This window comes from Streptomyces sp. NPDC058459 (assembly GCF_042721685.1).
Taxonomy (GTDB): domain Bacteria; phylum Actinomycetota; class Actinomycetes; order Streptomycetales; family Streptomycetaceae; genus Streptomyces.
Map to the genome: position 1 here is coordinate 97,510 of NZ_JBHXLV010000001.1, position 22,020 is coordinate 119,529.

Below are 22,020 nucleotides of genomic sequence, written 5' to 3' on the forward strand. Positions count from 1 at the left end.
ACCCCCGGCGCCACCCGTACCCGGTACCCGTCCGCGAGGAAGACGCCCATGGCCGATCCCAAAGGGTTCATGAGCACGTCGCGCCAGGAGTGGCCGCGGCGGCCTGTGATGGAGCGGGTCCGGGACTGGGACGAGGTCTATGTCCCCGGGGCGCTGCTGCCCATCGTCAGCGCGCAGGCGAACCGGTGCATGGACTGCGGAGTCCCCTTCTGCCACGAGGCATGCCCGCTGGGGAACCTGATCCCCGAGTGGAACGACCTGGTTGCCCGGTCGGACTGGCGGGTGGCGAGCGAACGTCTGCACGCCACGAACAACTTCCCGGAGTTCACCGGCAGGCTGTGCCCGGCGCCGTGCGAGGCGGGGTGTGTGCTGGCCATCAACCAGCCCGCCGTCACGATCAAGAACGTCGAGTGGGCGATCGCCGAGCGGGCCTGGGAGGAGCACTTCGTGCCGCCCCGGCCCCCGGACCGGCTGTCCGGGAAGACGGTCGCGGTGATCGGTTCGGGGCCGACCGGGCTCGCCGCCGCGCAGCAGCTCACGCGGGCGGGGCACACCGTCGCGGTGTACGAGAAGGACGACCGGATCGGGGGGCTGATGCGGTACGGCATCCCCGAGTTCAAGATGGAGAAGCGCGCTCTGGACCGGCGGCTGGAGCAGTTGCGGGCGGAGGGGACACGGTTCCGTACGTCGGTGGCGGTCGGGCGGGACGTGCCGGCGCCGGAGCTGCGGTCCAGGTACGACGCTGTGGTGATCGCCACCGGCGCCACGGCGTGGCGGGAACTGGACGTGCCGGGGCGGGAGTTGGCCGGGGTGGTGCAGGCGATGGAGTATCTGCCGCCGGCCAACCGGGTGTGCGCGGGCGACCTGGAGGTCAGTCCCTTCTCGGCGGCGGGGCGGCACGTGGTGATCGTGGGGGGTGGTGACACCGGGGCCGACTGTCTGGGGACGGCGGTGCGCGAGGGTGCCGCGTCCGTGACCCAGCTGGACATCTACGCCCGGCCGGGCGAGGCGCGGGACGCGGAGGCGGAGCCGTGGCCGACGTACCCGAAGCTCTACCGTCTCTCCGGCGCGCACGAGGAGGCGGGTGAGCTGCGGACCGCTCCTGCGGCGGACGCGGACGCCCGGCTGTTCGCGGCCTCCACGCTCCGGTTCACCGGGGACGAGCGGGGGCGGGTGAAGGAGCTGCATGTGGTGGAGGTGGACGAGCAGCGGCGGCCGGTGGCGGGCAGCGACCGTACGCTCCCCGCCGACCTGGTGCTGCTGGCGCTCGGTTTCACCGGCCCGGACCGCGCGGACGGGCTCATCGACCAGCTGGGGCTGGTGACGGAAGTGCGCGGCACGATCGCGCGGGACGGGGACTTCGCCACGAACGTGCCGGGCGTGTTCGCCGCCGGGGATGCCGCGCGCGGGCAGTCGCTCGTGGTGTGGGCGATCGCGGAGGGCCGGGCGGTGGCGGCGGCCGTGGACCGCTATCTGATGGGCCGGTCGTGGTTGCAGGCGCCGATCTCGCCGTACGACCGGCCGATGGCCGTGTAGCCATCGGCCGGAGCGGAAAAGAGCCGGAGCCGAGAAGAAGAGGAGGGTGACGAAGGGGGGCGGGCAAGGGTGGTGCGCATGGGTCAGAAACAGTGACAGCGGTTCAGGACAGCAGGAAGTCCGCCTCTCCCGCCTTCGCGCCCGTGATGAAGGCGGTCATCTCGGCGGTGGTGTATATCAGCGCGGGGCCGTCCGGGTCGGTGGACTGGCGCAGGGCGATACGGCCGTCGGCCAGTTTCATGGCCTCCAGGCAGTTGCCGCCGTTGCCGCCGCTCCAGGGCTTGTGCCAGCCCACGGCGCCCAGCTCCCGCGCGGGCATGCCGTTGTAGACGCGGCGGCGCGGATTGACGCTCTCCATTACAGCTCCTTGCGGAGGTCCCACAGGATCTCCTTCGTGCGTTGTGCGGTTGCGGCCTGCGCCGCCATGCGGTCCATGACCTCCAGGTGGGTCGCCACCTCGGAGCGCGCGTCGAGGTAGACGGCGCCGGTCAGGTACTCGGTGTAGACCATGTCGGGGAGTTCGGGCATGGCGAACCGGAACAGTACGAAGGGGCCGTACGTGCCCGGATGCGGCCCGTTGGCGAACGGGGCGACCTGGAGCGTGACGCCGGGCAGCGACGCGGCTTCCAGGAGTCTGTCGAGCTGGGCGCGCATCACCTCGGGTCCGCCGACCGGGCGGCGCAGGGCGGTCTCGTCCATCACCGTCCAGAATCGGGGCGCGTCGGGCCGGGTGAGCAGTTCCTGGCGGCGCATGCGCAGGTCGACGTGGCGTTCGATGTCGTCGGGGCTGGTCTGGCCGATGGCGCCGGATCTGAGCACCCCGCGCGCGTACTCCTCGGTCTGGAGCAGTCCGGGGACGAAGTGCGGCTCGTAGGAGCGGATGAGCGCGGCGGCGCCCTCCAGGCTGACGTACATGGAGAACCAGCCCGGCAGGATGTCGTGGAACCGCTGCCACCAGCCTGGTCTGTTGGCCTCCTCGGCCAGTTGGACGAAAAGTTCGGCCTCGTCGTCCGGAACGCCGTAGGACCTCAGGAGGAGTTGGAGGTACGGGATCTTGAGGGAGACCTCGGCCATCTCCATGCGGCGCACGGTGGCGGGGGCGACGCGAAGGACGCGGGCGGCCTCCTCGCGCTTGAGCCCGGCGCGTTCCCGCAGGTCCAGCAGGCGGCGGCCGAGGACCACCTGACCCACGGTCGGCGCGGACCGCGGTTCGCTCACGTTGCCACCTCCGGGGGGAGACGTACCGGTTGCCTGGACGGGATTCCCGGTGGAGGCACCCCGACAGCCCTGCGGCGCCGATCGAAGACGCATTCGAAGATCCGGGCGGATCGACGACGGTCCCAATTGGCGCCGCGCGAGGTGCTGTTGCGAGCAGTGTGCCATGGCCGTTCACACCGTCATACAGCACTCTGCACTTTTCAGAGTGACACTTGCCAAGTGTTCGCGGCGGGGAGATAGTGGCAAGCGTGATTCCGTCCGCGCCCTTAGGAACAGACTCCGCCGCAGACCGTTCCCGTCTCGGCGTCGCAACGGCCCCGGCAGCGGCCCCCGCCGGGGCCGACCACCGGTTCCGCTTCGAGCTGGCCGCGCATCCGGGCTCTCCGGCCCAGGCCAGACGTCTGGCGCGGGCCCGGCTGACCGGCTGGTCGGTATGCGCGGACACCTGCGACAGCGCGGTCCTGGTCATGTCCGAGCTGGTCACCAACGCCATCGTGCACACCGCGAGCAGTCGTGTGGTGTGCGAACTGCGCGACCACGACGGTCTGGTGCGTATCGCCGTACGCGACGAGGGGTGCGCGCCCGGCGAGCCCCACCCCGCGCAGCGGCGGCCCGACGAGGAGCACGGGAGGGGGTTGCTTCTCGTCGCCGCCCTGTGCCGGGCCTGGGGTGCCCAGGAGGACGGGCCCGGCCTGCTGGTCTGGGCCGAGCTGGAGCGGGGCCCCGCGACGGACGGGCACACCGGCGCCGAGCCACGCCACGACCTCGGCTGGGGCACGCGCGGCGAGCCGCACCCGGTCCGCGCCCCCGGCGAGGACGAACGCGCCGACACCGCTCGTCACGCGCGGGTACCGGAGCAGCTCACCCGTGCCACCGCGCGGCACGACACCGGGAGCCGGTCGTGACCGGCGCCGCCGGGCAGCCGCTCGGCCTGGACACCCTGGTACGCCTCGGACGCGGCCGCCCCGCCCCCGGGCGGGCCCCGGGACCGCCGGTGCCCGAGGGGATGACCGCCCCGCTCGGCTGCGACGCCGTGGCCATGCCCGACCGCCTGGCGGCGCTGATCGTCCCCCGGCTGCCCCGGGTGGGCTGCGTGTACGCCGAGGGCGGGCGCTGGTGGTGGCTCGTTCCGGCGGACTCCGACTACGCCCTCCCCTGGCCCGCCCCCGCCGAGTACGCCGCCGGCGCCCCCGTCCCGGGCAACGCCCGTCTGCTGCGCCGCCCCGCGGGCACGATCCCCTACACCCCGCCGATCCCGCTGTATCTGGCCCTGTGCCGGGTCACGGGCACGACCCCGGACTGGTCCCGGCCCGTATCCGCCTGACGGCCCCCGCTTCGGGCCGCCCCCCGCGCACCCCCGTACGCCCCCGTAACCCCCGCTCGCGCTCTGCCTGTTCCGGGCGCCCGCGGGGATAGTGGCCGTTCGGTCACGGCGAGGGGAGGTTCGCGGTGCGGCAGCGACGGGGGCAGGACGGGCCCGCGGTACAGGACGAGGCGGGCGGGCCGGAGTTGTCGGAGTCGGAGCGGTTGCTGTTCGGCGGCCCGCTCCGGTACGACATGGGGTGGAACGAGCACGCCGAAGCCTTCCTGGAGCTGAGTTTCCGGTCGATGGTGCGGCGGCTTCCGGGCATGCTGGCGTCCAGTCTGCGGCTGGCCCGGCAGGCGGACCCGGGGGCCGCGCGGACCGTGCTGGCGGCCGAGGTGGGCCGGGGTCTGGCCCAGGCGGTGAGCCTGCTGGCGGTGAACAGCGCGCTCGGCAGCCTGCTCACCGGCCCGGACATCGGGCACCGGCTGCGCGCCGCCGTACCCGCCCTCGCGGTGATGGCCGCGATGATGCTGGTGGCGGCGCTGCTGCGGGCCGCCTCCACCTACGCCACCGGGCGCCTGGAGCCCAAGGTGGAGCGGGTGGCGACCGAGCTGTATCTGGAGCGGGCGGCCGATGTGGAGCTGGCCGCGATCGAGGACCACGCCTTCCACAAGCTGCTGGACACCGCGCAGTACGGCGCCCGCTCGGCACGCCACATGATCTCCTACAGCGCGCGGGTGATCAACGCGCTGATCTCACTGGTCGCGGCCGCCGGTGTGCTGACCGTGCTGCACCCCGCGCTGCTGCCGCTGCTGGTCACCATGACGCTGCCCAGCGCCTGGAGCGCCCTGACCAACGCGCGGCGGCGCTACGAGTCGTTCCACACCTGGGTGCAGCATGTGCGGGCCGGGCAGCTGATCGGCAGTCTGCTGACCGAGCCGGGGGCTGCGCCGGAGATCCGGGTGCACGGGGTCGGCCCGTTCCTGCTGCGGCACTACCGGGCGATGTCGGAGACGGCGGAGGCGGAGCAGGCCCGGCTGTCCCGGCTGGCGGCCCGCACGGGCCTGGCGGCGGCCGCGTGGACGGGGCTGGCGACGCTCGCCACCTACGCCACCCTGGGCGGCCTGCTGCTGGCGGGGGCGATGGCGCTGTCGGTGGCGGGTACCGCGGTCATCGCCATCCGTACCGGGTCGGGGAGCCTGGACACGCTGGTGCTGGAGGTCAACCAGCTGCACGAGGAGGCGCTGTTCGTCGGGGATCTGCAACGGCTGTACGTGGAGGCGGCCGAGCGGGCGATCCCGGTGGGCGGTGAGGAGTTGCCGGAGGAGCCGAAGGAGATCCGTTTCGAGGACGTCACGTTCAGCTACCCGGGCGAGTCGGCGCGGCCCGCACTGGACGGGGTCAGCCTCAGCCTCCCCATGGGCCGGATCATCGCGCTGGTCGGGGAGAACGGCTCGGGCAAGACGACCCTGGTCAAGCTGCTCGCGGGCCTGTACGCGCCGGACCGGGGGCGGGTGCTGTGGGACGGGGTCGACGCGGCACGGGCCGACCGGCGGCTGCTGGCCGAACGGGTCGCGATGGTGGCGCAGGACTTCAAACGGTGGCCGTTCACCGCGCGGGTGAACGTGGCGGTGGGCCGTTCCTCCGTGCCGCTGGCCGAGGAGCGGCTGGCGGCGGCGGTCACGGAGGCCGGTGCCGAGGAGGTGGTCGCGGGCCTGCCACGCGGCCTGGACACCCTGCTGGCCCGGAACTTCACCGGCGGCCACGAGCTGTCCGGGGGCCAGTGGCAGCGGCTCGGGATCGCACGGGCCGCCTACCGGCGCGGCGACATCCTGATCGTCGACGAGCCGACGGCGGCCCTGGACGCGCGGGCCGAGCTGGCGGTGTTCGAGAAGATCCGCGCGCTGGCGGCCGGCGGGCAGACCGTCGTACTGATCACGCACCGGCTCGCCTCGGTCCGGCACGCCGATCTGGTGCATGTGCTGGAGCGGGGCCGGCTGGTGGAATCCGGCGCCCCGGACGAGCTGCTCGCCCGGGGCGGGGTCTACGCGGAGCTGTACGCCCTCCAGGCCGGACAGTTCACGGCCGCCGTCCCGGCGCCGAAGCGCGGCTGAGTCCGCTCATGTCCACGCTTCGGTCCACGCCGCCGGCGCCGCGCAGGATCACCAGGAAGGTGTCGCTCGCCAGATCCATCACGACCTCGGCGGGTACGCCTTCCTGCCGTCGCGCCTGCGCGAACTCCTCCGCGGGCCATGAGCCGCGCGGGCCGCCTGCGGGAAAGCGTTCGAGCACGGTCCGCCCGATCACCGTCTCGCACCTCCAGTCATGCGTCGTGCTTACCGAAGTCAACGCGCTGGAGGGGGTGTTCGCCTCGCCCGGTGACGGGACTGAGACATGGCCGACACCGGTTCACAGCCGAACGTGGGTCTCCGCTCAGTGCTCGTACTCGTCGTGCAGGCGGAGCCGGTCGCTGCCGTGCGGGTGGCGGCCGAACGCGGTGAGGTCGAGCAGCCCGGAGAGGGTGCCGAGGCCGTCGAGGGCGTCGTCGTACACCGAGTAGGTGTGGAAGACCCGGTCGCCGTCGCGCAGGAAGCTGCTCAGGCCGGGGCGTTCGGCGGGGGCGCCGTCGCGGTCGAAGGTGGCCTCGAAGTCGCGGTTGAAGTCGCTGTGGCAGGAGGAATACCACGGCACGGTCCAGCCCATCCGCGCCTTGAAGGGCAGCAGGCGGGTGAACGGCGCGAGCGAGACGGCCGCGAAGGCGGTGTCGCGGGCCCGGAGGTGGGAGAGGTGGCCGAGCTGGTCGAGGAAGGCGGCGCAGCAGGGGCAGCCGGCTTCCTGCTCCGGGGCGAACATGAAGTGGTGGACGACGAGTTGGGCGCGGTCGCCGAAAAGGTCGAGCAGGGTGGCCTTGCCGTCGCCGCCCTCGAAGACGTATTCCGTGGGGACCTCCACCATGGGCAGCCGTCGCCGCTCGGCGTCGAGCGCGGCCCGCGCCCGCTCGACCGCCTCCTCCTTGCGCCGTAACTCCTCGCGCGCCGCCCGCCACCGCTCGCGCGTGACGATCTCCGGAAGTGACATGGGCCCTCCTGTCCTACGGTCTGTTCCGGGTGCTGACCGTGGAAAGACGCACAACTCATCGCCGCACGACGGATTTTCTCCGCCGGACGGCGAGCGGTTACGCGGCCGTGCGCAGCCCGGCCCAGTCCCGGCCCCCGGCCTCCAGTTCCCGCAGCGCGGACCGGAGGCGGCCGGTGTGCCGTGGGGTGAGGCGGCCGGTGTCGTCCAGGTGGACGGCGCAGGCGGTGGTGGTGTCGACGAGCATCGCGCCGGTCGCGGCGAGGACGCCCTCGGCGGTGAGTCCGGCGAGGACCCCGGCGAGGAGCAGCGGTCCGGCGGCGAGGGCGCCCCGGACCACCGCGCTCCACGGCACGGGGCCGCGCTGGGCGCGGAAGGCATGGGCGAGCCACAGCGGAAGTGACCGGACGGCGGGGCGCGACACGGGGCTCCTTCTCGTACGAGGGCGGGGGCCCTCGGACGACGGTGCCCGAGTGGTGGGGTCCCTCCAGGGTAGGGCGTGGCGCGGCGGTGGCTGCGACGCCCGGATTTCGGGGAGGTGAAAGATGCCGGGTCAGGGCTGTGGGGGCGTGAGCAGGATCTCCTCCGCCTCGGTTACCGCGCGCACCAGGGTGCCGGGGGTGAGGGCGCCGGTCACCTGGTCGATGGCGCGCAGTCCGGCACGTTCCAGCAGTCGTTTCTCGTTCGCCCCGGCGTTGAACACCCCGCCGCCCCAGCCGCCGACCTAGGAGACCTCGCCCTCCCAGCCGAGGGCGCGCAGGCCGGCGGGGTCGAAGCCGCCCCGGTAGTACACGGCGAGGTCCCAGTCGCTGTCCCCGGTGTGCGTGCCCTGGGCCCGTGATCCGCCGAGCGCGACGGCCCGGACGGTGGGCAGCCCGGCGAGGTGGTCGGCGGTGGCGGAGAGGAAGTCGGCGTCGGAGAGGGCGGGCACGGCTGCTCCTTGGAGAGGCTGTCGCCGGAAGCGTACGGCGTGCCGGGCGTTAATCGGGTGCGCGGGTGGCGCCAGGCGCCGATGATGGGCGGTCGTCCGCCCGCGCTTCGAGGGAGCCGCCATGAGCCGCCGTTTCACCGTGCCCGGTCTCTGTCCGGGAGGCGGGGAGGTGACGGTCCTGCTGCGCCGGGCGGCACCGGCGGACGCCCGCGCCACGGCCGACGTCTGGCTGCGGTCCTTCGCCGCCGCGCTGCCCGGCGTCGTCCGGCCGCGCTCGGACGACGAGGTCCGCGCCCACATCCGGGACGTGGTCGTGCCGCTGCGCGAGACCTGGGTGGCCGAGGCGGAGGACGGCGCGATCGTCGGCATGATGGTTCTGGACGGGGGCCTGCTGTCCCAGCTCTACCTGGACCCCGCGCACCGTGGACGCGGCCTCGATGACCGGTTCGTCGCGCTGGCCAAGGAGCGCGTGCCGGGCGGGCTGACGCTGTGGACGTTCCAGGTGAACGAGCCCGCGCACCGCTTCTACGAGCGCCACGGCTTCGTCGCCGTCGAGCGCACCGACGGCAGCGGCAACGAGGAGGGCGAGCCGGACGTGCGGTACGTGTGGCGGCCCTGAGCGGTCGCGACCCCTCAGCGGTCAGAGCAGGCCCGCCGTCCGCGCCGCCGCTCCCAGGGTCTCGCGGAGCATCCGCGGGGTGAGGCGGCCGGTGAAGGTGTTGCGCTGGCTGACGTGGAAGCAGCCGTAGAGGCCGAGGCCGCCTTCGAGAGCCACGTGGGTGCCGTGGGCGAAGGCGGGGCGGGGCCGGGGTACGGTCCAGCCGGCCTCGGTGAGCGCGGGCAGCGCCGCCTGCCAGCCGAAGGCACCGAGCACGACGACGGCTCGGAGCGTCGGCCGGAGCAGCTTCAGCTCCTGCACCAGCCAGGGCCGGCAGGTGTCCCGCTCACCGGGCGTCGGCTTGTTGGCGGGCGGCGCGCAGTGCACGGGCGCGGTGACCCGGACGCCGTACAGTTCCAGCCCGTCGTCGCGGGCGACCGAGGCCGGCTGGGAGGCGAGGCCCAGGTCGTGGAGGGCCTGGTAGAGCACGTCGCCGGAGCGGTCGCCGGTGAACATACGGCCGGTGCGGTTGCCGCCGTGTGCGGCGGGGGCCAGCCCGATGATCGCCAGGCGGGCGTCGGCCGGTCCGAAGCCGGGCACCGGGCGCCCCCAGTACGTCCGGTCGGCGAACGCGGCCCGCTTGGTACGCGCCACCTCCTCACGCCACTCCACCAGGCGCGGGCAGGCCCGGCACTCGGTGAGGCGCCGGTCCAGCCGGGCGAGGGCACGACTGTCGTCCATGTCCCTCACGGTAGACCGGCCCGGCCAGGCGAACCGCAGGTCCCAGCTGGTCGTAGCCCACCTCGGCGAGGGCGACAGCACTCATGTCGACGCCGGTGGTCGGCACCCAGAGGTTCATCCAGCCGCTCGACGCCTGCCAGGCGGTGACGACGACCGCGCGGGACACCCCGGCTGAGTCGGCGAGCGGGGCGAGGACCGGCACGGCGAGCGTGGCCTGACCCGAGTTGCAGGGGATCAGGAAGACCAGCGGCAGGACACGTCGCGCCCCCCTCGTTCCCGGCCGACCTCGGCAACCGCCTCCGGTGCCTGGAGGCCGGCCGCATCCGGGGTGGGGCGTAGGGGTGGTGGGAGAACGGGTCCCGGCCGGGGGCGGGCGGGCGTTAGGGTCGGCAACATGGCACTCGCTTCACAGGACGCGGACAGCGACGGCACCGGCGGCTCCGGCGCCCCGCAAAACGCGGACAGCACCGGAACCCGTGGCTCCAACTCCCCGCAGGACGCGGACAGCCCCGGCACCCGCGATTCCGCCGCTCCGCGGGTGCCGGTGCCCGACCCTGGCACCGCCGCCGCGGTGGCTGCCGCCGAGGCCGCCGGGCTCGCCGCCGGGGAGACGGTGCGGATCGACAGCTGGGTCTGGGCCGTGCGCCTGGTCAAGACGCGTTCCCTGGGCGCCACCGCGTGCCGGGGCGGCCATGTCCATGTGAACGGCGAGCGGGTGAAGCCCGCGTACTCCGTGCGGGTGGGCGACGAGGTACGGCTGCGGCACGAGGGCCGGGAGCGCGTCGTGATCGTCAAGCGGCTGATCCGCAAGCGCGTCGGTGCCCCTGTGGCGGCGCAGTGCTACATCGACAACTCACCCCCTCCGCCGCCCCGCGAGGCGGTGGCCCCCGTCGGCATCCGCGACCGGGGCGCCGGCCGCCCCACCAAGCGGGACCGCCGCGAGCTGGAGCGCCTGCGCGGCCTGGGCACCCCTGACACCCCCGCTGGCCCCGACGCCCCCGACCCCGGCAGGCGCCGCCCGGCCCACTGAGCCACCGGTGTCAGCCGGACACCCGCCCGCACCTTCCCGCTCGCTCCGCTCAGCTCGTGGGCACCGCCCTCACCCAGGTCGTCCCGTCCTCGGTCAGTCAGGCGTCCACTCGCAGCCCCGCGTCCTCCAGCGCGGCTTCGAACTGCTCCCTTGACCGCCCCGGGGCCCGTGCCCTGATGTCCGTCACGCATCTCGACTGTCATGGCAGGAAAACGGACGATCTTCGCTCGCCTGTTCCCGTCCGACCGCGAACCACTCGTTCGAGTCAATCCATCAGCCTGCGGGAACCCGGAGTATCTCGCAGGAGAGGACAGGAGAGGACAGGAGAGGACAGGAGAGGAAAGGTGAGCTGATGCGTACCGGCAGTGAACCGGCGACCGCGCGCAGTGCGCTGCGGGCTCGGTTGTGGCTCAGCGTGTGGGGGTTCGCCTGGACCGTTTTCGGCACGGTGGCCTTCGCCCTCGTCGGACGGACCGGCTGGGCGGTGGCGTGTGCCTTGCTGTGGCTGGTGGTCACGGTCGACCTGATCCAGGTCATCCGCCATATGCGGCAGGGCCCGCACTACCAGCCGGGGCGCGACGTACCCCCGTACGAGCCGGTGCACGACGCGCCCCCGGTTCGACCCCGGCGGCGAGGTTTCCCGCGCCTGCCGGCGCCCCGGCACCATCACCCCTGAGGGACAGGGCTCAGGAGTCGAAGCGGGCAGCCCGCAGATACTCCGGGTTGGGATCGAGCGCGGCGGCCAGCCGGAAGTGGCGTCTGGCCTGACCGGCCCGGCCCTGGCGCTCATAGGTGCGGCCCAGCGCGAAGTGGGCGAAGGCGTTGTCCGGCTCGCGCTCCAGCACCACCGTGAATTCGAGCTCGGCGGGCCGCAGTTGCGCGGCGGCGAAGAACGCGCGGGCCCGCAGCAGCCGGGCGGCGGTGTTCTCGGGGTGGGCGGCGATCACTTCGTCGAGCAGCTTCACCGCGCCTCTGGGGTCCCGCGCGTCGAGCAGGTGCTCGGCGGCGCGGAAGTCGATGACATCCGTCTCCGGAGTACGTCCGGCGGAACCACTGATCTCGGGCACGGCGAAGTCCTTCCCTCACTCCGTCGTTTCAACGCCTCGGAGCGGAACGGCTATTCCGTGCCACCGCTCCGCGTGGCCGCGAGTCGCGTCAGCTCGGCCCAGACCTCCGCCACCCGCTGCCGCAGCGCGTCCAGCGGCACGTCGTTGTCGATCACGATGTCGGCGATCTCCCGGCGCTGCTCGCGGCTCGCCTGGGCGGCCATCCGGGCGCGGGCGTCGTCGTCCGTCATCCCGCGCAGCCGGACCAGCCGGTCGAGCTGGGTCTCGGGGCTCGCGTCCACGACGACGACGAGGTCGTACAGCGGCGCCAGGCCGTTCTCGGTGAGGAGCGGGACATCGTGGAGGACCACGGCGTCGGCGCCGGCGGCGCTCTCCAGCTCGCGGGACCGGTCACGCACCAGGGGGTGCACGATCGAGTTGAGGACGGCCAGTCTCTCGGGGTCCGCGAAGACGATGGAGCCGAGGCGGGGCCGGTCCAGCGCGCCGTCCTCGCCGAGGATCTCCGGTCCGAACGCCTCCACCACGGCCGCGAGACCCGGTGTGCCCGGCGCGACGACCTCCCGCGCGATCCGGTCCGCGTCGATCAGCACGGCCCCGTGCTCCACGAGCAGCCGTGACACCTCGCTCTTGCCGGCCCCGATGCCGCCGGTCAGCCCCACTTTCACCATGCCGGGAGCCTAGACCCTGCCCCCTGCGGACCTACGCCTCGCCCTCCCGCTCCGCGAGGAAGCGCTCGAACTCGCGGCCGATCTCGTCGGCGGAGGGGATCTCCACCGGCTCGGCGAGCATGTTGCCGCGCGTCTCCGCCCCGGCCGCCGCGTCGTACTGGTGCTCAAGGCCCTGGATGAGCGCGGTCAGTTCCTCGTCGCCCTCGCGGATCTGCCGGTCGATCTCCGTCTGTGTCCGGTGGGCCTCGGTGCGCAGGCCGTGGGCGACGCCGGGCAGCACGAGGCCGGTGGCGGCGGTGACCGCCTCCAGCACGGTCAGTGCCGCGTCCGGGTAGGCGGACCGGGCGAGGTAGTGCGGGACGTGCGCGGCGACACCGAGGACGTCGTGCCCGGCCTCGGCGAGCCGGTACTCCAGCAGCGCGGCGGCGCTGCCCGGCACCTGGGCCTCCTCGAAGGGGCTGCGGTGGCCGGGGACCAGGTCGGTGCGGTTGCCGTGCGGGGTGAGCCCCACGGGACGGGTGTGCGGCACGCCCATCGGGATGCCGTGGAAGTTGACGGACAGCCGGACGCCGAGCCGCTCGACGATCTGCTGGACGGCGAGCGCGAACCGCTCCCACTCCACGTCCGGTTCGGGTCCGGACAGCACGAGGAAGGGGGCGCCGGTGGCGTCCTGGACGAGGCGGACCTCGATGGCCGGCACCTCGTAGCCGGTCCAGCTGTCCTTCTGGAAGGTCAGCAGCGGACGGCGGGCCCGGTAGTCGACCAGCCGGTCGTGGTCGAAGCGGGCCACGACCTGGTGCGGCAGCGCTTCGAGAACGCGCTCGACGATCTGGCCGCCCGTCTCCCCCGCGTCGATGTATCCGTCGAAGTGGTAGAGCATGACCAGCCCGGCCGACTCTTGGGCCAGCGCCATGTCGACCACGGCCAGCCCCTTCGGCTCCCATGCGAACAAATCCTGCGGATCAACCACGATGACCGCCCCTCCTAGTGTCCAGTTCTCCCAACACCAGGCGGCCCGCCCGCATTCCCAAGATCGCCGAACAGGGCTGAGCATCGGCTCCCTCAGGGGCGCGGGGACCGCGCGCTCGACCCCCGCGAGCCGCCACCTGACAACGCACCGGAAACGCCTGAGGGACCCGCACCCCGAAGGGTACGAGTCCCTCAGCCATGACTACCGGCTGAACCTCAGCGGTGAGCGATCAGCTCTGGCCGCCCGCCAGCTTCTCGCGCAGCGCGGCAAGCGCCTCGTCCGAAGCCAGGGCACCGGAGGTGTCCGCACCCTCGGAGGAGTACGAGCCGCCACCCGAAGCGGCCGGAGCCGCACCCGGGGTGTCGACGCCCTCGGCAGCGGCCTTCTCGTCCGCCTCGCGGGACTTGATGACCTGGGCCTGGTGCTGCTCGAAGCGCTGCTGCGCCTCGGCGTACTGGCCCTCCCACGCCTCGCGCTGGGTCTCGTAGCCCTCGAGCCAGTCGTTGGTCTCGGGGTCGAAGCCCTCGGGGTAGATGTAGTTGCCCTGGTCGTCGTAGGACGCGGCCATGCCGTACAGGGTCGGGTCGAACTCGACCGAGGCCGGGTCGGCACCGAAGGCCTCGTTGGCCTGCTTCAGCGAGAGGCTGATGCGGCGGCGCTCGAGGTCGATGTCGATGACCTTGACGAAGATCTCGTCGTTGACCTGGACGACCTGCTCCGGGATCTCCACGTGGCGCTCGGCCAGCTCGGAGATGTGGACCAGACCCTCGATGCCCTCGTCCACGCGGACGAACGCACCGAACGGGACGAGCTTGGTGACCTTACCCGGGACGACCTGACCGATCTGGTGCGTACGGGCGAACTGCTGCCACGGGTCCTCCTGCGTCGCCTTCAGCGACAGGGAGACACGCTCGCGGTCCATGTCCACGTCGAGGACCTCGACGGTGACTTCCTGGCCGACCTCGACAACCTCGGACGGGTGGTCGATGTGCTTCCAGGACAGCTCGGAGACGTGCACGAGACCGTCGACGCCACCCAGGTCCACGAAGGCACCGAAGTTGACGATCGAGGAGACCACGCCGGAGCGGACCTGACCCTTCTGCAGGGTCGTGAGGAACGTCTGGCGGACCTCGGACTGGGTCTGCTCCAGCCAGGCACGGCGGGACAGGACCACGTTGTTGCGGTTCTTGTCCAGCTCGATGATCTTCGCCTCGAGCTCCTTGCCCACGTAGGGCTGGAGGTCGCGGACGCGACGCATCTCGACGAGGGACGCCGGCAGGAAGCCACGGAGGCCGATGTCGAGGATGAGACCACCCTTGACGACCTCGATGACGGTGCCGGTGACGATGCCGTCCTCTTCCTTGATCTTCTCGATGGTGCCCCAGGCGCGCTCGTACTGGGCACGCTTCTTCGAGAGGATCAGGCGGCCTTCCTTGTCCTCCTTCTGGAGAACAAGGGCCTCGATCTCGTCGCCGACCTTGACGACCTCGTTCGGGTCGACGTCGTGCTTGATCGAGAGCTCGCGGCTCGGGATGACACCTTCGGTCTTGTAACCGATGTCGAGCAGGACCTCGTCCCGGTCGACCTTCACGATGACGCCGTCGACGATGTCGCCGTCGTTGAAGTACTTGATCGTCTCGTCGATCGCGGCGAGGAAGGCTTCCTCGTTACCGATGTCGTTGACCGCAACCTGCGGGGTGGTGGCGGTGGTCTCGGTGCTGCTCGTCATGTGGGAAAGGGCTCCGGTACGGACATTGAAGTCGTAGGTACTGCTTACGCCGGGAGCCCGTTTCGCTCTGCAGAAGCCGGACAGCCAAGGAAGCGCCACTTGAGCACCGGATGCCCGGTGGCGCCTCGAGAACCGAGGGATACATACAGATGCGAGCGCGACCTGCTACGTCTGAGGTGCGCAGGCCCGCAGCGCAACTTGTAGCATACGGGGGCAGCCGGGCAGGGTCAATGCGCGAAGGCGCACAGCGCGGACGGATCACCGCATATCCGGCGAAGGAATCGTCCTGACCGGGCACGCGTGACCGTGCGATCCCTTCCGTGGCACCTGTCCGGGAGGCCGGTGGACGGAAGAGTACGACGAGGGAGCGGATCATCCAAGAGCGTGTGGGGCACGACCCGGACGGGCCAGAGGGACCAGAGGGGCCCCTGGGGTCAGAGGGACCGGTGGGGTCAGAGGGATCGGAGCCGGAAGCCACCCGCCGTGACGCCGGGGTCGCGGAGAGCAGCACCGCCAATCGTGGCTGGTGGGACCGCAACGCCGACGAGTACCAGGTCGAGCACGGCACCTTCCTCGGTGACGACCGCTTCGTGTGGTGCCCGGAGGGTCTGGACGAGGTGGAGGCCGAGCTGCTCGGTCCGGCCGAGAAGCTGAAGGGCCGGGACGTGCTGGAGATCGGCGCGGGCGCGGCGCAGTGCGCGCGCTGGCTGGCCGCCCAGGGGGCCCGTCCGGTCGCGCTCGACCTCTCCCACCGGCAGCTCCAGCACGCGCTGCGCATCGGGTCGGAGTTCCCGCTGGTGTGCGCCGACGCGGGCGCGCTGCCCTTCGCGGACGCCTCCTTCGACCTGGTGTGCTCGGCGTACGGTGCGCTGCCGTTCGTGGCCGATCCCCGGCTGGTGCTGCGCGAGGTGCGCCGGGTGCTGCGGCCGGGCGGCCGGCTGGTGTTCTCGGTGACGCATCCGATCCGCTGGGCGTTCCCGGACGAGCCGGGCCCGGAGGGGCTCTCGGTGGCGTCGTCCTACTTCGACCGCACTCCCTACGTGGAGCAGGACGAGGACGGGCGCGCCGTCTATGTGGAGCACCACCGCACGGTCGGCGACCGGGTCCGGGACGTCGTGGGCTCCGGTTTCCGGCTGGTGGACCTGGTGGAGCCGGAGTGGCCGGCCTGGAACACCTCCGAGTGGGGCGGCTGGTCCCCGCTGCGCGGCAACCTGATCCCCGGTACCGCGATCTTCGTCTGCGAACGGGACTGACCGGGACTGAATCCCCGGCGGTCAGGACGGCGTACGACACTGGGGGCGTGATCCGTGACGACGCCCTCGCCGCGCTGCCCGTGCGCTCCGCTCTGCCCGACCTGACCGCCGCGCTGGACGGGCGGGGCACCGCCGTGCTGGTGGCGCCGCCCGGCACCGGCAAGACGACGCTCGTGCCGCTGGTGCTGGCCGGGCTGGCCGGCGAGGGGCCGGCGCGGCGGGTGGTGGTGGCCGAGCCCCGCCGGATCGCGGCGCGGGCCGCGGCCCGGCGGATGGCGTGGCTGCTGGGCGAGAAGCCGGGCGAAAGCGTCGGCCACACCGTGCGCGGCGAACGGGTGGTGGGGCGCCGTACCCGCGTGGAGGTCGTGACCACCGGTGTCCTCCTGCAGCGGCTCCAGCGGGACCAGGAGCTGGCGGGCACGGACGTGGTGGTGCTGGACGAGTGCCATGAGCGGCAGCTGGACGCGGACACGGCGGCCGCCTTCCTCTGGGACGTACGCCAGACCCTCCGGCCCGACCTGCGCCTGGTGGCCGCCTCCGCGACCACGGACGCGCAGGGCTGGTCCCGGCTGCTCGGCGACGCGCCGGTGGTGGAGGTGGCAGGTGTGTCGCATCCCGTGGACGTGGTGTGGGCACCGCCCGCCCGTCCGGTACGGCCGCCGCACGGGATGCGGGTGGACCCGGAACTGCTCGCGCAGGTGGCCTCGGTGGTGCGGCGGGCGCTGGCCGAGCGGACGGGTGACGTGCTGTGCTTCCTGCCCGGAGTGGGGGAGATCGCCCGCGTGGCCGGGCAGCTGGGGCAGTTGCCCGGTGTCGATGTGCTCCAGGTGCATGGCCGCGCTCCGGCCGCCGTGCAGGACGCGGTGCTCTCCCCCGGCGAACGGCGCCGGGTGGTCCTGGCGACCTCGGTGGCCGAGTCCTCCCTGACGGTGCCGGGTGTCCGTGTCGTGGTCGACTCGGGCCTGGCGCGGGAGCCCCGCGTGGATCACGCGCGCGGTCTGAGCGGTCTCGCCACGGTACGGGCGTCCCGCGCGGCCGGTGCCCAGCGCGCGGGCCGGGCCGGGCGGGAGGCGCCCGGCGCGGTGTACCGGTGCTGGGCCCAGGCCGAGGACAGCCGGCTGCCCGCCTTCCCGGCCCCGGAGATCAAGGTCGCCGATCTGACGGCCTTCGCCCTCCAGGCCGCCTGCTGGGGCGACCCGGACGCCTCGGGCCTGGCCCTGCTGGACGCCCCGCCCGCCGGGGCGATGGCGGCGGCACGGGAGGTCCTGACGGCGGTGGGTGCCCTCGACCCCGCCGGCCGGACCACACCACGGGGCGCCCGCCTGGCCCGTCTGGGCGTACACCCCCGCCTGGGCCGGGCCCTGCTGGACGCCCCCGAGGCAGGCGCGGAAACGGTCGCCCTCCTGTCGGAGGAGGTGCCGCGCGAGTACGGCGACGACCTCGCGGCGGCGCTGCGCAGGGCCCGCCGGGGCGGCGACGCGTACGCGAGCCGGTGGGCGGCGGAGGTGCGGCGGCTGCGCGGGGCGGCCGGGCGCGCGGCGGAGCGGGACGACAGCGTCCCGAACCGCGCGGAGCGAGAGGTGCGGAGCACGCCGGGGGGCGGGGCCGGTGCGGGCGCGGCGGCTCGGCCGGCCGGCGCCTCAGGCCCGGCCGTGGCGGGAACGGGCTCCGAGCGGCGCCCTGCGGCCGGCCCGGCTCTCACCTCCTCCGGTGACGACGCCACCGTGGGCCAGGTCGCCGCCCTCGCCTTCCCCGAGCGGATCGCCCGATGGGACGGGGGCTCCTATCTGATGGTGTCCGGGACACGGGTCGAGCCGGCGGAGGGGTCGGCGCTGCGCGGCGCGCCGTGGATCGTGGTGGCTGTGGCGGACCGGCCGGTGGGGAAGGGGCACGGTCGGGTACGGCTCGGGGCCGCCGTCCGGGAGGACGTGGCGCGGGCCGCCGCCGCTTCGCTGCTGACGGAGCGGGACGAGGTGCGCTGGGCGGACGGCGATGTCATGGCGCGGCGGGTCGAGCGGCTGGGGGCGGTGGAGCTGGCCGTGCGGCCGATCAGGGACGCCGACGCCGGGCTGGTGCGGGCCGCCCTGCTCGACGGTCTGGCCCGGGACGGTCTGGGGCTGCTGCGGTGGCCGGAGTCGGCTCGCGTGCTGCGGCAGCGGCTGGCGTTCCTGCGGGCGCGGCTCGGGGAGCCGTGGCCGGACGTGTCGGACGAGGCGCTGCTCGCCCGCCCGGACGCCTGGCTGGAGCCGGAGTTGGGCCGTGCCCGGCGCCGGGCGGACCTGGGGCGGATCGACACGGGGGAGGCGCTGGCGCGGCTGTTGCCGTGGGCGGGCGGGGAGGCGGTCCGGCTGGACGAGCTGGCACCCGAGCGGATCGCCGTACCGAGCGGGTCGCGGGTCCGGGTCGATTACGCGGACCCCGAACGGCCGGTGCTGGCCGTGAAGTTGCAGGAGATGTTCGGTCTGCGGCAGAGCCCGGAGGTGGCCGGGGTGCCGCTGCTGGTGCATCTGCTGTCGCCCGCCGGGCGGCCCGCCGCGGTGACGGCGGACCTCGCCTCGTTCTGGCGGGACGGCTACCGGGCGGTCCGGGCCGAGCTGCGCGGGCGCTACCCGAAGCACCCCTGGCCCGAGGACCCGGCCACCGCCGAGCCGACCCGCCACACGACGGCCCGGCTCAAGCGGTGAGACCCGCCCTCAGGAACTGGCCGTCAGGCTGGGGGACGGGCCGGGGGACGGGCTCGCGGAGGTGGTCGCACCGGGCGCGACCTCCAGTTCGACGGTGACGCTCCCGCCGCCCGGCGTGGTGACGCGGAGCAGGTACGTGCCGCTGAAGAGGTCCGCGTACAGCTCGGGCAGCGTCAGCATGCCGTCGGCGTCGGTGGTGAGCCCGGTGAGGGTGCGGACGGGCCGGCCGTCCGCGTCCTTGAAGTAGGGCCCGGCGATGTTCGCTGCGGTGCTGTCCGCGGACTTGACCAGCGTGGCGGTGGCACCGACCTTGGCCGCCGGGGCGCCCTTGTACGTCGCCTTCACCTGGACCCGTTCAGCGAACTCGCCGCCCGGCGCGCAGCTCAGCGGGGTGTCGGTGGTGCGGACCAGCTTGTCGGCGGGGCGCGGGGCGACCGTGGCGGTGTAGTCGACGCCCTTGACGGGATGACCTACGACCGCGCTGGTGATCTTGAAGGTGCCGGCCTTCTCCCCCGCGCGGAGTTCCGGCGCGAGAGCGACGCCCTTGGCGTCGGTGACGATGGTGGCCACCTTCTCGCCGCCGCTGAAGGTGGTGTCGGTGTCACCGGTGATGGTGAAGCGCACCCGCACCTTGGCCACGGACCTGCCGTTCTTGGTCACCGCGCGGGCCGCGGCCCGGCGTGCGAAGACATCTCCGGCCGTCGCGGTCAGCTCGGTGCCGTCCAGGTCGGGGGAGGTGAGGTGGTCGACGGTGTCGGACGGCGTGGGCGGGGGCGTCGGGGTGGGCGGGTCGGGCGTGGGGCTGCCGGGTGTGGGCGGCTGCGGACTCGGGGTGTCCTCGGGCGGGTCGGCCGGCTTCGTGGGCTTCGCGGGCTCGGACCGGGGCGGCTTCGGTCCGGCCTGGTGCGGCACGGCGGGCGTGCCGGTACGCGGGCGGCCGTCGTCGCTGCGGTGCGTGGGCACGCGGCCACTGCCGTCCGGGACGGAGTGGGTGCCCTTGCGGTAGTACTCCATCCAGTTCAGGACCAGGTCGAGGTAGTCGGTGGAGTTGTTGTAGCTGAGGATCGCGGTGTGCAGGTCGCCTTCCCGCGAGAGGTCCCAGCCGGAGCGGCACAGGTAGTGGCCCGCGGCGAGCGCGGCGTCGTAGACGTTGTCCGGGTCGGCCTTGCCGTCGCCGTTGCCGTCGCGGCCCGCCCAGGCCCAGGTGGACGGGATGAACTGCATGGGGCCGATGGCCTGGTCGTAGGAGCTGTTGCCGTCGTAGACACCGTGGTCGGTGTCCTTGATCAGGGCGAAGCCGTTGCCGTCGAGCTGGGGGCCGATGATCCGGCCGATGGTGGTGCCGTCGGCTGTCACCTGGCCGCCCCGGGCCTGGCCGGACTCCACCTTGCCGATGGCGGCGAGGAGTTGCCAGGGCAGGTTGCAGCCGGGCTTGGAGGCGCGGAGTTCGGCCTCGGCCTTCTTGTAGGCGTCGAGGACGGTCGCGGGGATGCCCGCCTCGCCCTTGCCCCGGGAGACGGGCGTGCCGATGACCGCCGACGGGCTCGGGGCGGGGCTGTCCAGCGGCGGAAGGTCCGTGTAGTAGGGGGAGTTGCCGGTGGCGTTGTCGCCGGCCGACGCCTCCGGGACGGGGGTGCTGTTGCCGGCGCTGGTCTGGAGGGGGTCGGGGGCGCCGGTCGCTCCCGGAGCCTGGGACGCGGAGAGTGCCGCGACCGCCAACGCGGCCACCGCGGTCGTCGCCGCTCCCTTGCGCAGCCGCCTGCCGATGTGCGCCGCCATAGAGTGAACCCCTCCCCTTGGACGCCTCGGACGTCCGTATGCGCTTGTCCCGACCCTGGTGTGACGGCCGAGCCGGTGCGGCGGTTGCCCGGTGTGCCGCACCGAGGTCTGTGTGGTGGGTCACCTGGCCGTGTGCACGACAGCTGTGCCCCGGCCGACCCTACGTCAACACCCTTGCCCCGAGGCACCCGTGACGCCCACGTTTTCCGGACTCGGCCGACTCCCGCCGCTCGCCCGGCCGATGAGGGCGTGGCACGCATACTGGGCGCGCGATCACCGGCGCGGCTCGCGCCGGCCGTTCCGGGAGGACTCCTTGCCGTTCACACTCAGCCATGCCGCGGCCGTACTGCCCGCCGTCCGCCGCGACGGGACCGGGCGGGGCCCGCTGGTGCCGTCCGTGCTCGTCGCAGGCTCCTTCGCGCCGGACCCGACCTACTACGCGGCCAGTGTCCGCCCGGAGGCGATGGAGTTCGGGACGTTCACGCACTCCCTCGCCGGCGTGCTCACCGTGGACGTGCTGAGCTCCTGGGCGCTGGTGGCGCTCTGGCTGCTGGTGCGCGAGCCGCTGGTGGCGCTGCTGCCCCGGTCCTGGCAGCCGAGGCCCGCCGCCCTGCTGCGCTGCGGGGCGCCTCGCGCGGGGGTCCGGGCCGGGCCGGCGCTGTGGTGGTACGTGTCGGCGACGCTCGGCGCGCTCACGCACGTGGTCTGGGACGCCTTCACCCACCACGACCGCTGGGGTACGGAACTGGTCCCGGCACTCGCCCGCACCATGGCCGGAGTTCCCCTCTTCCAGTGGCTCCAGTACGGCACCTCGGCACTGGCCGCCGCCGGCATCGCCGTCTTCCTGGTACGGGCGGTCCGCTCGGCCCCGGCCGGCGAGCCGGTGGGGGTGCCCCCGCTCTCGGTACGGGACCGGTGCTGGGCGGTGGCCCTGCTCGCCGGCTGCGCGCTGGGCGCGGCGATGCTGCGGGCCGTGCGCTGGTGGGCGTACTGGGGCGCGGTCGCCAAGGCCTGGGAGCTGGTGCCGGCGGTGTGCTTCGGCGCGGGCTCCGGACTGCTGCTCGGGGTGCCGCTGTACGCGGGGGCGGTGCGGATGTGGCGGCCCGCCCGGGCGCCAGGCACTACGGGCACTACAGGTGCTTCGGCCGCTTCGGGCGGGGAGTCCGCCGAGGGCCAGGTGTCGGTCGGTGTGGGCCCGCCGGGGCGGGGCGGTCGGTCAGGGTGACCACGAACACGGTGAGCGTGTGCCGGGGACGCGCCTTCGGCAGGCGGGTCCGCAGCAGCGCGAGACAGCCGCGCGCGAGGTCGGCCCGGGTGCGCCGGTCGGGAAGGCGGTGGGCGTGGGCGGCCAGGGCGCGCCCGGCGTCCGTGCCCACGCCGCGGAGCCGGGTCCACGGGCTCGCGGGGTGGCGGGCGGCGCTGGCGTCGGCCGCGA

21 protein-coding genes and 3 pseudogenes are annotated in these 22,020 nt (G+C 73.5%); 10 read left to right on the forward strand and 14 right to left on the reverse strand.

The window, feature by feature from the left end; translation table 11 throughout:
• Positions 1–48 precede the first annotated feature (48 nt).
• Positions 49–1,536 (forward strand): glutamate synthase subunit beta, encoded by a 1,488-nt coding sequence (locus tag ACFWN1_RS00465; RefSeq protein ID WP_384356520.1) that lies wholly within the window; start codon positions 49–51, stop codon positions 1,534–1,536.
• Positions 1,537–1,639: 103 nt separating this feature from the next.
• Here the strand turns inward: ACFWN1_RS00465 and ACFWN1_RS00470 are convergent, their stop codons facing one another.
• Positions 1,640–1,894, reverse strand: a complete 255-nt coding sequence (locus ACFWN1_RS00470) for a DUF397 domain-containing protein (RefSeq protein WP_384356523.1) — start codon at positions 1,892–1,894, stop codon at positions 1,640–1,642.
• Positions 1,894–2,754 carry a helix-turn-helix domain-containing protein gene (locus tag ACFWN1_RS00475; RefSeq protein ID WP_384356526.1) on the reverse strand — a complete coding sequence of 287 codons (861 nt, stop codon included), beginning with the start codon at positions 2,752–2,754 and terminating at the stop codon, positions 1,894–1,896. The genes ACFWN1_RS00470 and ACFWN1_RS00475 overlap by 1 nt, the downstream gene beginning before the upstream one ends.
• Before the next feature lie 239 nt (positions 2,755–2,993).
• On the opposite strand from ACFWN1_RS00475, the gene ACFWN1_RS00480 reads away from it, so the two are divergent.
• The 3 genes from ACFWN1_RS00480 to ACFWN1_RS00490 all read left to right on the forward strand — a co-directional run bounded on the left by ACFWN1_RS00480 (position 2,994) and on the right by ACFWN1_RS00490 (position 6,174).
• A complete protein-coding gene (locus ACFWN1_RS00480; protein ID WP_384356529.1) occupies positions 2,994–3,659 on the forward strand; it encodes an ATP-binding protein in 666 nt (221 codons plus the stop codon).
• A complete protein-coding gene (locus tag ACFWN1_RS00485) occupies positions 3,656–4,078 on the forward strand; it encodes a hypothetical protein (RefSeq protein ID WP_384356532.1) in 423 nt (140 codons plus the stop codon). The genes ACFWN1_RS00480 and ACFWN1_RS00485 overlap by 4 nt, the downstream gene beginning before the upstream one ends.
• 233 nt (positions 4,079–4,311) lie before the next feature.
• Complete coding sequence (locus ACFWN1_RS00490; protein WP_384356599.1) at positions 4,312–6,174, forward strand: ABC transporter ATP-binding protein; 1,863 nt, start codon at positions 4,312–4,314, stop codon at positions 6,172–6,174.
• On the opposite strand, the gene ACFWN1_RS00495 is transcribed toward ACFWN1_RS00490, so the two are convergent.
• From ACFWN1_RS00495 to ACFWN1_RS00515, 5 genes and pseudogenes are all read right to left on the reverse strand, one after another.
• Positions 6,140–6,367: a hypothetical protein gene (locus ACFWN1_RS00495; RefSeq protein WP_384356535.1), complete on the reverse strand. Its 228-nt coding sequence runs from the start codon at positions 6,365–6,367 to the stop codon at positions 6,140–6,142. The genes ACFWN1_RS00490 and ACFWN1_RS00495 overlap by 35 nt on opposite strands.
• Before the next feature lie 126 nt (positions 6,368–6,493).
• Positions 6,494–7,138 carry a DUF899 domain-containing protein gene (locus ACFWN1_RS00500; protein WP_384356538.1) on the reverse strand — a complete coding sequence of 215 codons (645 nt, stop codon included), beginning with the start codon at positions 7,136–7,138 and terminating at the stop codon, positions 6,494–6,496.
• A 238-nt stretch (positions 7,139–7,376) separates the two neighbouring features.
• A pseudogene (locus ACFWN1_RS00505) lies at positions 7,377–7,559 on the reverse strand (hypothetical protein); the annotation flags it as partial.
• 129 nt (positions 7,560–7,688) lie between these two features.
• The gene (locus tag ACFWN1_RS00510; RefSeq protein WP_384356541.1) at positions 7,689–7,838 is read right to left on the reverse strand and encodes a hypothetical protein; all 150 of its coding nucleotides are present in this window, start codon (positions 7,836–7,838) and stop codon (positions 7,689–7,691) included.
• A gap of 24 nt (positions 7,839–7,862) precedes the next feature.
• Positions 7,863–8,066, reverse strand: a pseudogene (locus tag ACFWN1_RS00515) (nucleotidyltransferase domain-containing protein); the annotation flags it as partial.
• A 121-nt stretch (positions 8,067–8,187) separates the two neighbouring features.
• Between ACFWN1_RS00515 and ACFWN1_RS00520 the strand changes: the two are divergent.
• Entirely contained in the window at positions 8,188–8,685 is a 498-nt protein-coding gene (locus ACFWN1_RS00520) for a GNAT family N-acetyltransferase (RefSeq protein WP_384356544.1), read from the forward strand.
• Between the two features lie 21 nt (positions 8,686–8,706).
• Here the strand turns inward: ACFWN1_RS00520 and ACFWN1_RS00525 are convergent, their stop codons facing one another.
• Together ACFWN1_RS00525 and ACFWN1_RS00530 are read right to left on the reverse strand one after the other, a co-directional pair.
• Complete coding sequence (locus tag ACFWN1_RS00525) at positions 8,707–9,405, reverse strand: uracil-DNA glycosylase (RefSeq protein WP_384356547.1); 699 nt, start codon at positions 9,403–9,405, stop codon at positions 8,707–8,709.
• 46 nt (positions 9,406–9,451) lie between these two features.
• Positions 9,452–9,658 (reverse strand): annotated as a pseudogene (locus ACFWN1_RS00530) (YfcC family protein); the annotation flags it as partial.
• 141 nt (positions 9,659–9,799) lie between these two features.
• Here ACFWN1_RS00530 and ACFWN1_RS00535 point away from each other — a divergent pair.
• Both ACFWN1_RS00535 and ACFWN1_RS00540 read left to right on the forward strand, forming a co-directional pair.
• On the forward strand, positions 9,800–10,435 hold the full coding sequence (locus ACFWN1_RS00535) for an RNA-binding S4 domain-containing protein (protein ID WP_384356550.1): 636 nt from the start codon (positions 9,800–9,802) through the stop codon (positions 10,433–10,435).
• Positions 10,436–10,787: 352 nt separating this feature from the next.
• Positions 10,788–11,111, forward strand: coding sequence for a DUF6343 family protein (locus ACFWN1_RS00540; protein WP_384356553.1), 324 nt, complete (start codon positions 10,788–10,790; stop codon positions 11,109–11,111).
• Positions 11,112–11,121: 10 nt separating this feature from the next.
• On the opposite strand, the gene ACFWN1_RS00545 is transcribed toward ACFWN1_RS00540, so the two are convergent.
• The 4 genes from ACFWN1_RS00545 to rpsA form a co-directional block, all read right to left on the reverse strand.
• Entirely contained in the window at positions 11,122–11,502 is a 381-nt protein-coding gene (locus ACFWN1_RS00545) for a tetratricopeptide repeat protein (protein WP_384356556.1), read from the reverse strand.
• Between the two features lie 50 nt (positions 11,503–11,552).
• Positions 11,553–12,170 (reverse strand): dephospho-CoA kinase, encoded by a 618-nt coding sequence (coaE, locus tag ACFWN1_RS00550; RefSeq protein WP_384356559.1) that lies wholly within the window; start codon positions 12,168–12,170, stop codon positions 11,553–11,555.
• A 31-nt stretch (positions 12,171–12,201) separates the two neighbouring features.
• On the reverse strand, positions 12,202–13,140 hold the full coding sequence (locus tag ACFWN1_RS00555; RefSeq protein WP_384356562.1) for a PAC2 family protein: 939 nt from the start codon (positions 13,138–13,140) through the stop codon (positions 12,202–12,204).
• Between the two features lie 229 nt (positions 13,141–13,369).
• Positions 13,370–14,869, reverse strand: coding sequence for a 30S ribosomal protein S1 (rpsA, locus tag ACFWN1_RS00560; protein WP_161148541.1), 1,500 nt, complete (start codon positions 14,867–14,869; stop codon positions 13,370–13,372).
• A gap of 446 nt (positions 14,870–15,315) precedes the next feature.
• Between rpsA and ACFWN1_RS00565 the strand changes: the two genes are divergently transcribed.
• Both ACFWN1_RS00565 and ACFWN1_RS00570 read left to right on the forward strand, forming a co-directional pair.
• The gene (locus tag ACFWN1_RS00565) at positions 15,316–16,122 is read left to right on the forward strand and encodes a class I SAM-dependent methyltransferase (protein WP_384356566.1); all 807 of its coding nucleotides are present in this window, start codon (positions 15,316–15,318) and stop codon (positions 16,120–16,122) included.
• A gap of 47 nt (positions 16,123–16,169) precedes the next feature.
• Positions 16,170–18,806: an ATP-dependent RNA helicase gene (locus tag ACFWN1_RS00570; protein ID WP_384356569.1), complete on the forward strand. Its 2,637-nt coding sequence runs from the start codon at positions 16,170–16,172 to the stop codon at positions 18,804–18,806.
• A gap of 9 nt (positions 18,807–18,815) precedes the next feature.
• Here the strand turns inward: ACFWN1_RS00570 and ACFWN1_RS00575 are convergent, their stop codons facing one another.
• Positions 18,816–20,585: a lytic transglycosylase domain-containing protein gene (locus ACFWN1_RS00575; RefSeq protein ID WP_384356572.1), complete on the reverse strand. Its 1,770-nt coding sequence runs from the start codon at positions 20,583–20,585 to the stop codon at positions 18,816–18,818.
• 313 nt (positions 20,586–20,898) lie between these two features.
• Here ACFWN1_RS00575 and ACFWN1_RS00580 point away from each other — a divergent pair, with 313 nt between their 5' ends.
• Positions 20,899–21,810: a DUF4184 family protein gene (locus tag ACFWN1_RS00580; protein WP_384356575.1), complete on the forward strand. Its 912-nt coding sequence runs from the start codon at positions 20,899–20,901 to the stop codon at positions 21,808–21,810.
• The last annotated feature ends 210 nt before the right edge of the window (positions 21,811–22,020 follow it).

Excerpts from the sequence above, each read along its gene's own strand:
- ACFWN1_RS00465 (WP_384356520.1), top strand. The coding sequence starts at position 49 with ATGGCCGATCCCAAAGGGTTCATGAGCACGTCGCGCCAGGAGTGGCCG.
- ACFWN1_RS00470 (WP_384356523.1), bottom strand. The coding sequence starts at position 1,894 with ATGGAGAGCGTCAATCCGCGCCGCCGCGTCTACAACGGCATGCCCGCG.
- ACFWN1_RS00490 (WP_384356599.1), top strand. The coding sequence starts at position 4,312 with ATGGGGTGGAACGAGCACGCCGAAGCCTTCCTGGAGCTGAGTTTCCGG.
- ACFWN1_RS00500 (WP_384356538.1), bottom strand. The coding sequence starts at position 7,138 with ATGTCACTTCCGGAGATCGTCACGCGCGAGCGGTGGCGGGCGGCGCGC.
- ACFWN1_RS00520 (WP_384356544.1), top strand. The coding sequence starts at position 8,188 with ATGAGCCGCCGTTTCACCGTGCCCGGTCTCTGTCCGGGAGGCGGGGAG.
- ACFWN1_RS00525 (WP_384356547.1), bottom strand. The coding sequence starts at position 9,405 with ATGGACGACAGTCGTGCCCTCGCCCGGCTGGACCGGCGCCTCACCGAG.
- ACFWN1_RS00535 (WP_384356550.1), top strand. The coding sequence starts at position 9,800 with ATGGCACTCGCTTCACAGGACGCGGACAGCGACGGCACCGGCGGCTCC.
- ACFWN1_RS00540 (WP_384356553.1), top strand. The coding sequence starts at position 10,788 with ATGCGTACCGGCAGTGAACCGGCGACCGCGCGCAGTGCGCTGCGGGCT.
- coaE (WP_384356559.1), bottom strand. The coding sequence starts at position 12,170 with ATGGTGAAAGTGGGGCTGACCGGCGGCATCGGGGCCGGCAAGAGCGAG.
- rpsA (WP_161148541.1), bottom strand. The coding sequence starts at position 14,869 with ATGACGAGCAGCACCGAGACCACCGCCACCACCCCGCAGGTTGCGGTC.
- ACFWN1_RS00575 (WP_384356572.1), bottom strand. The coding sequence starts at position 20,585 with ATGGCGGCGCACATCGGCAGGCGGCTGCGCAAGGGAGCGGCGACGACC.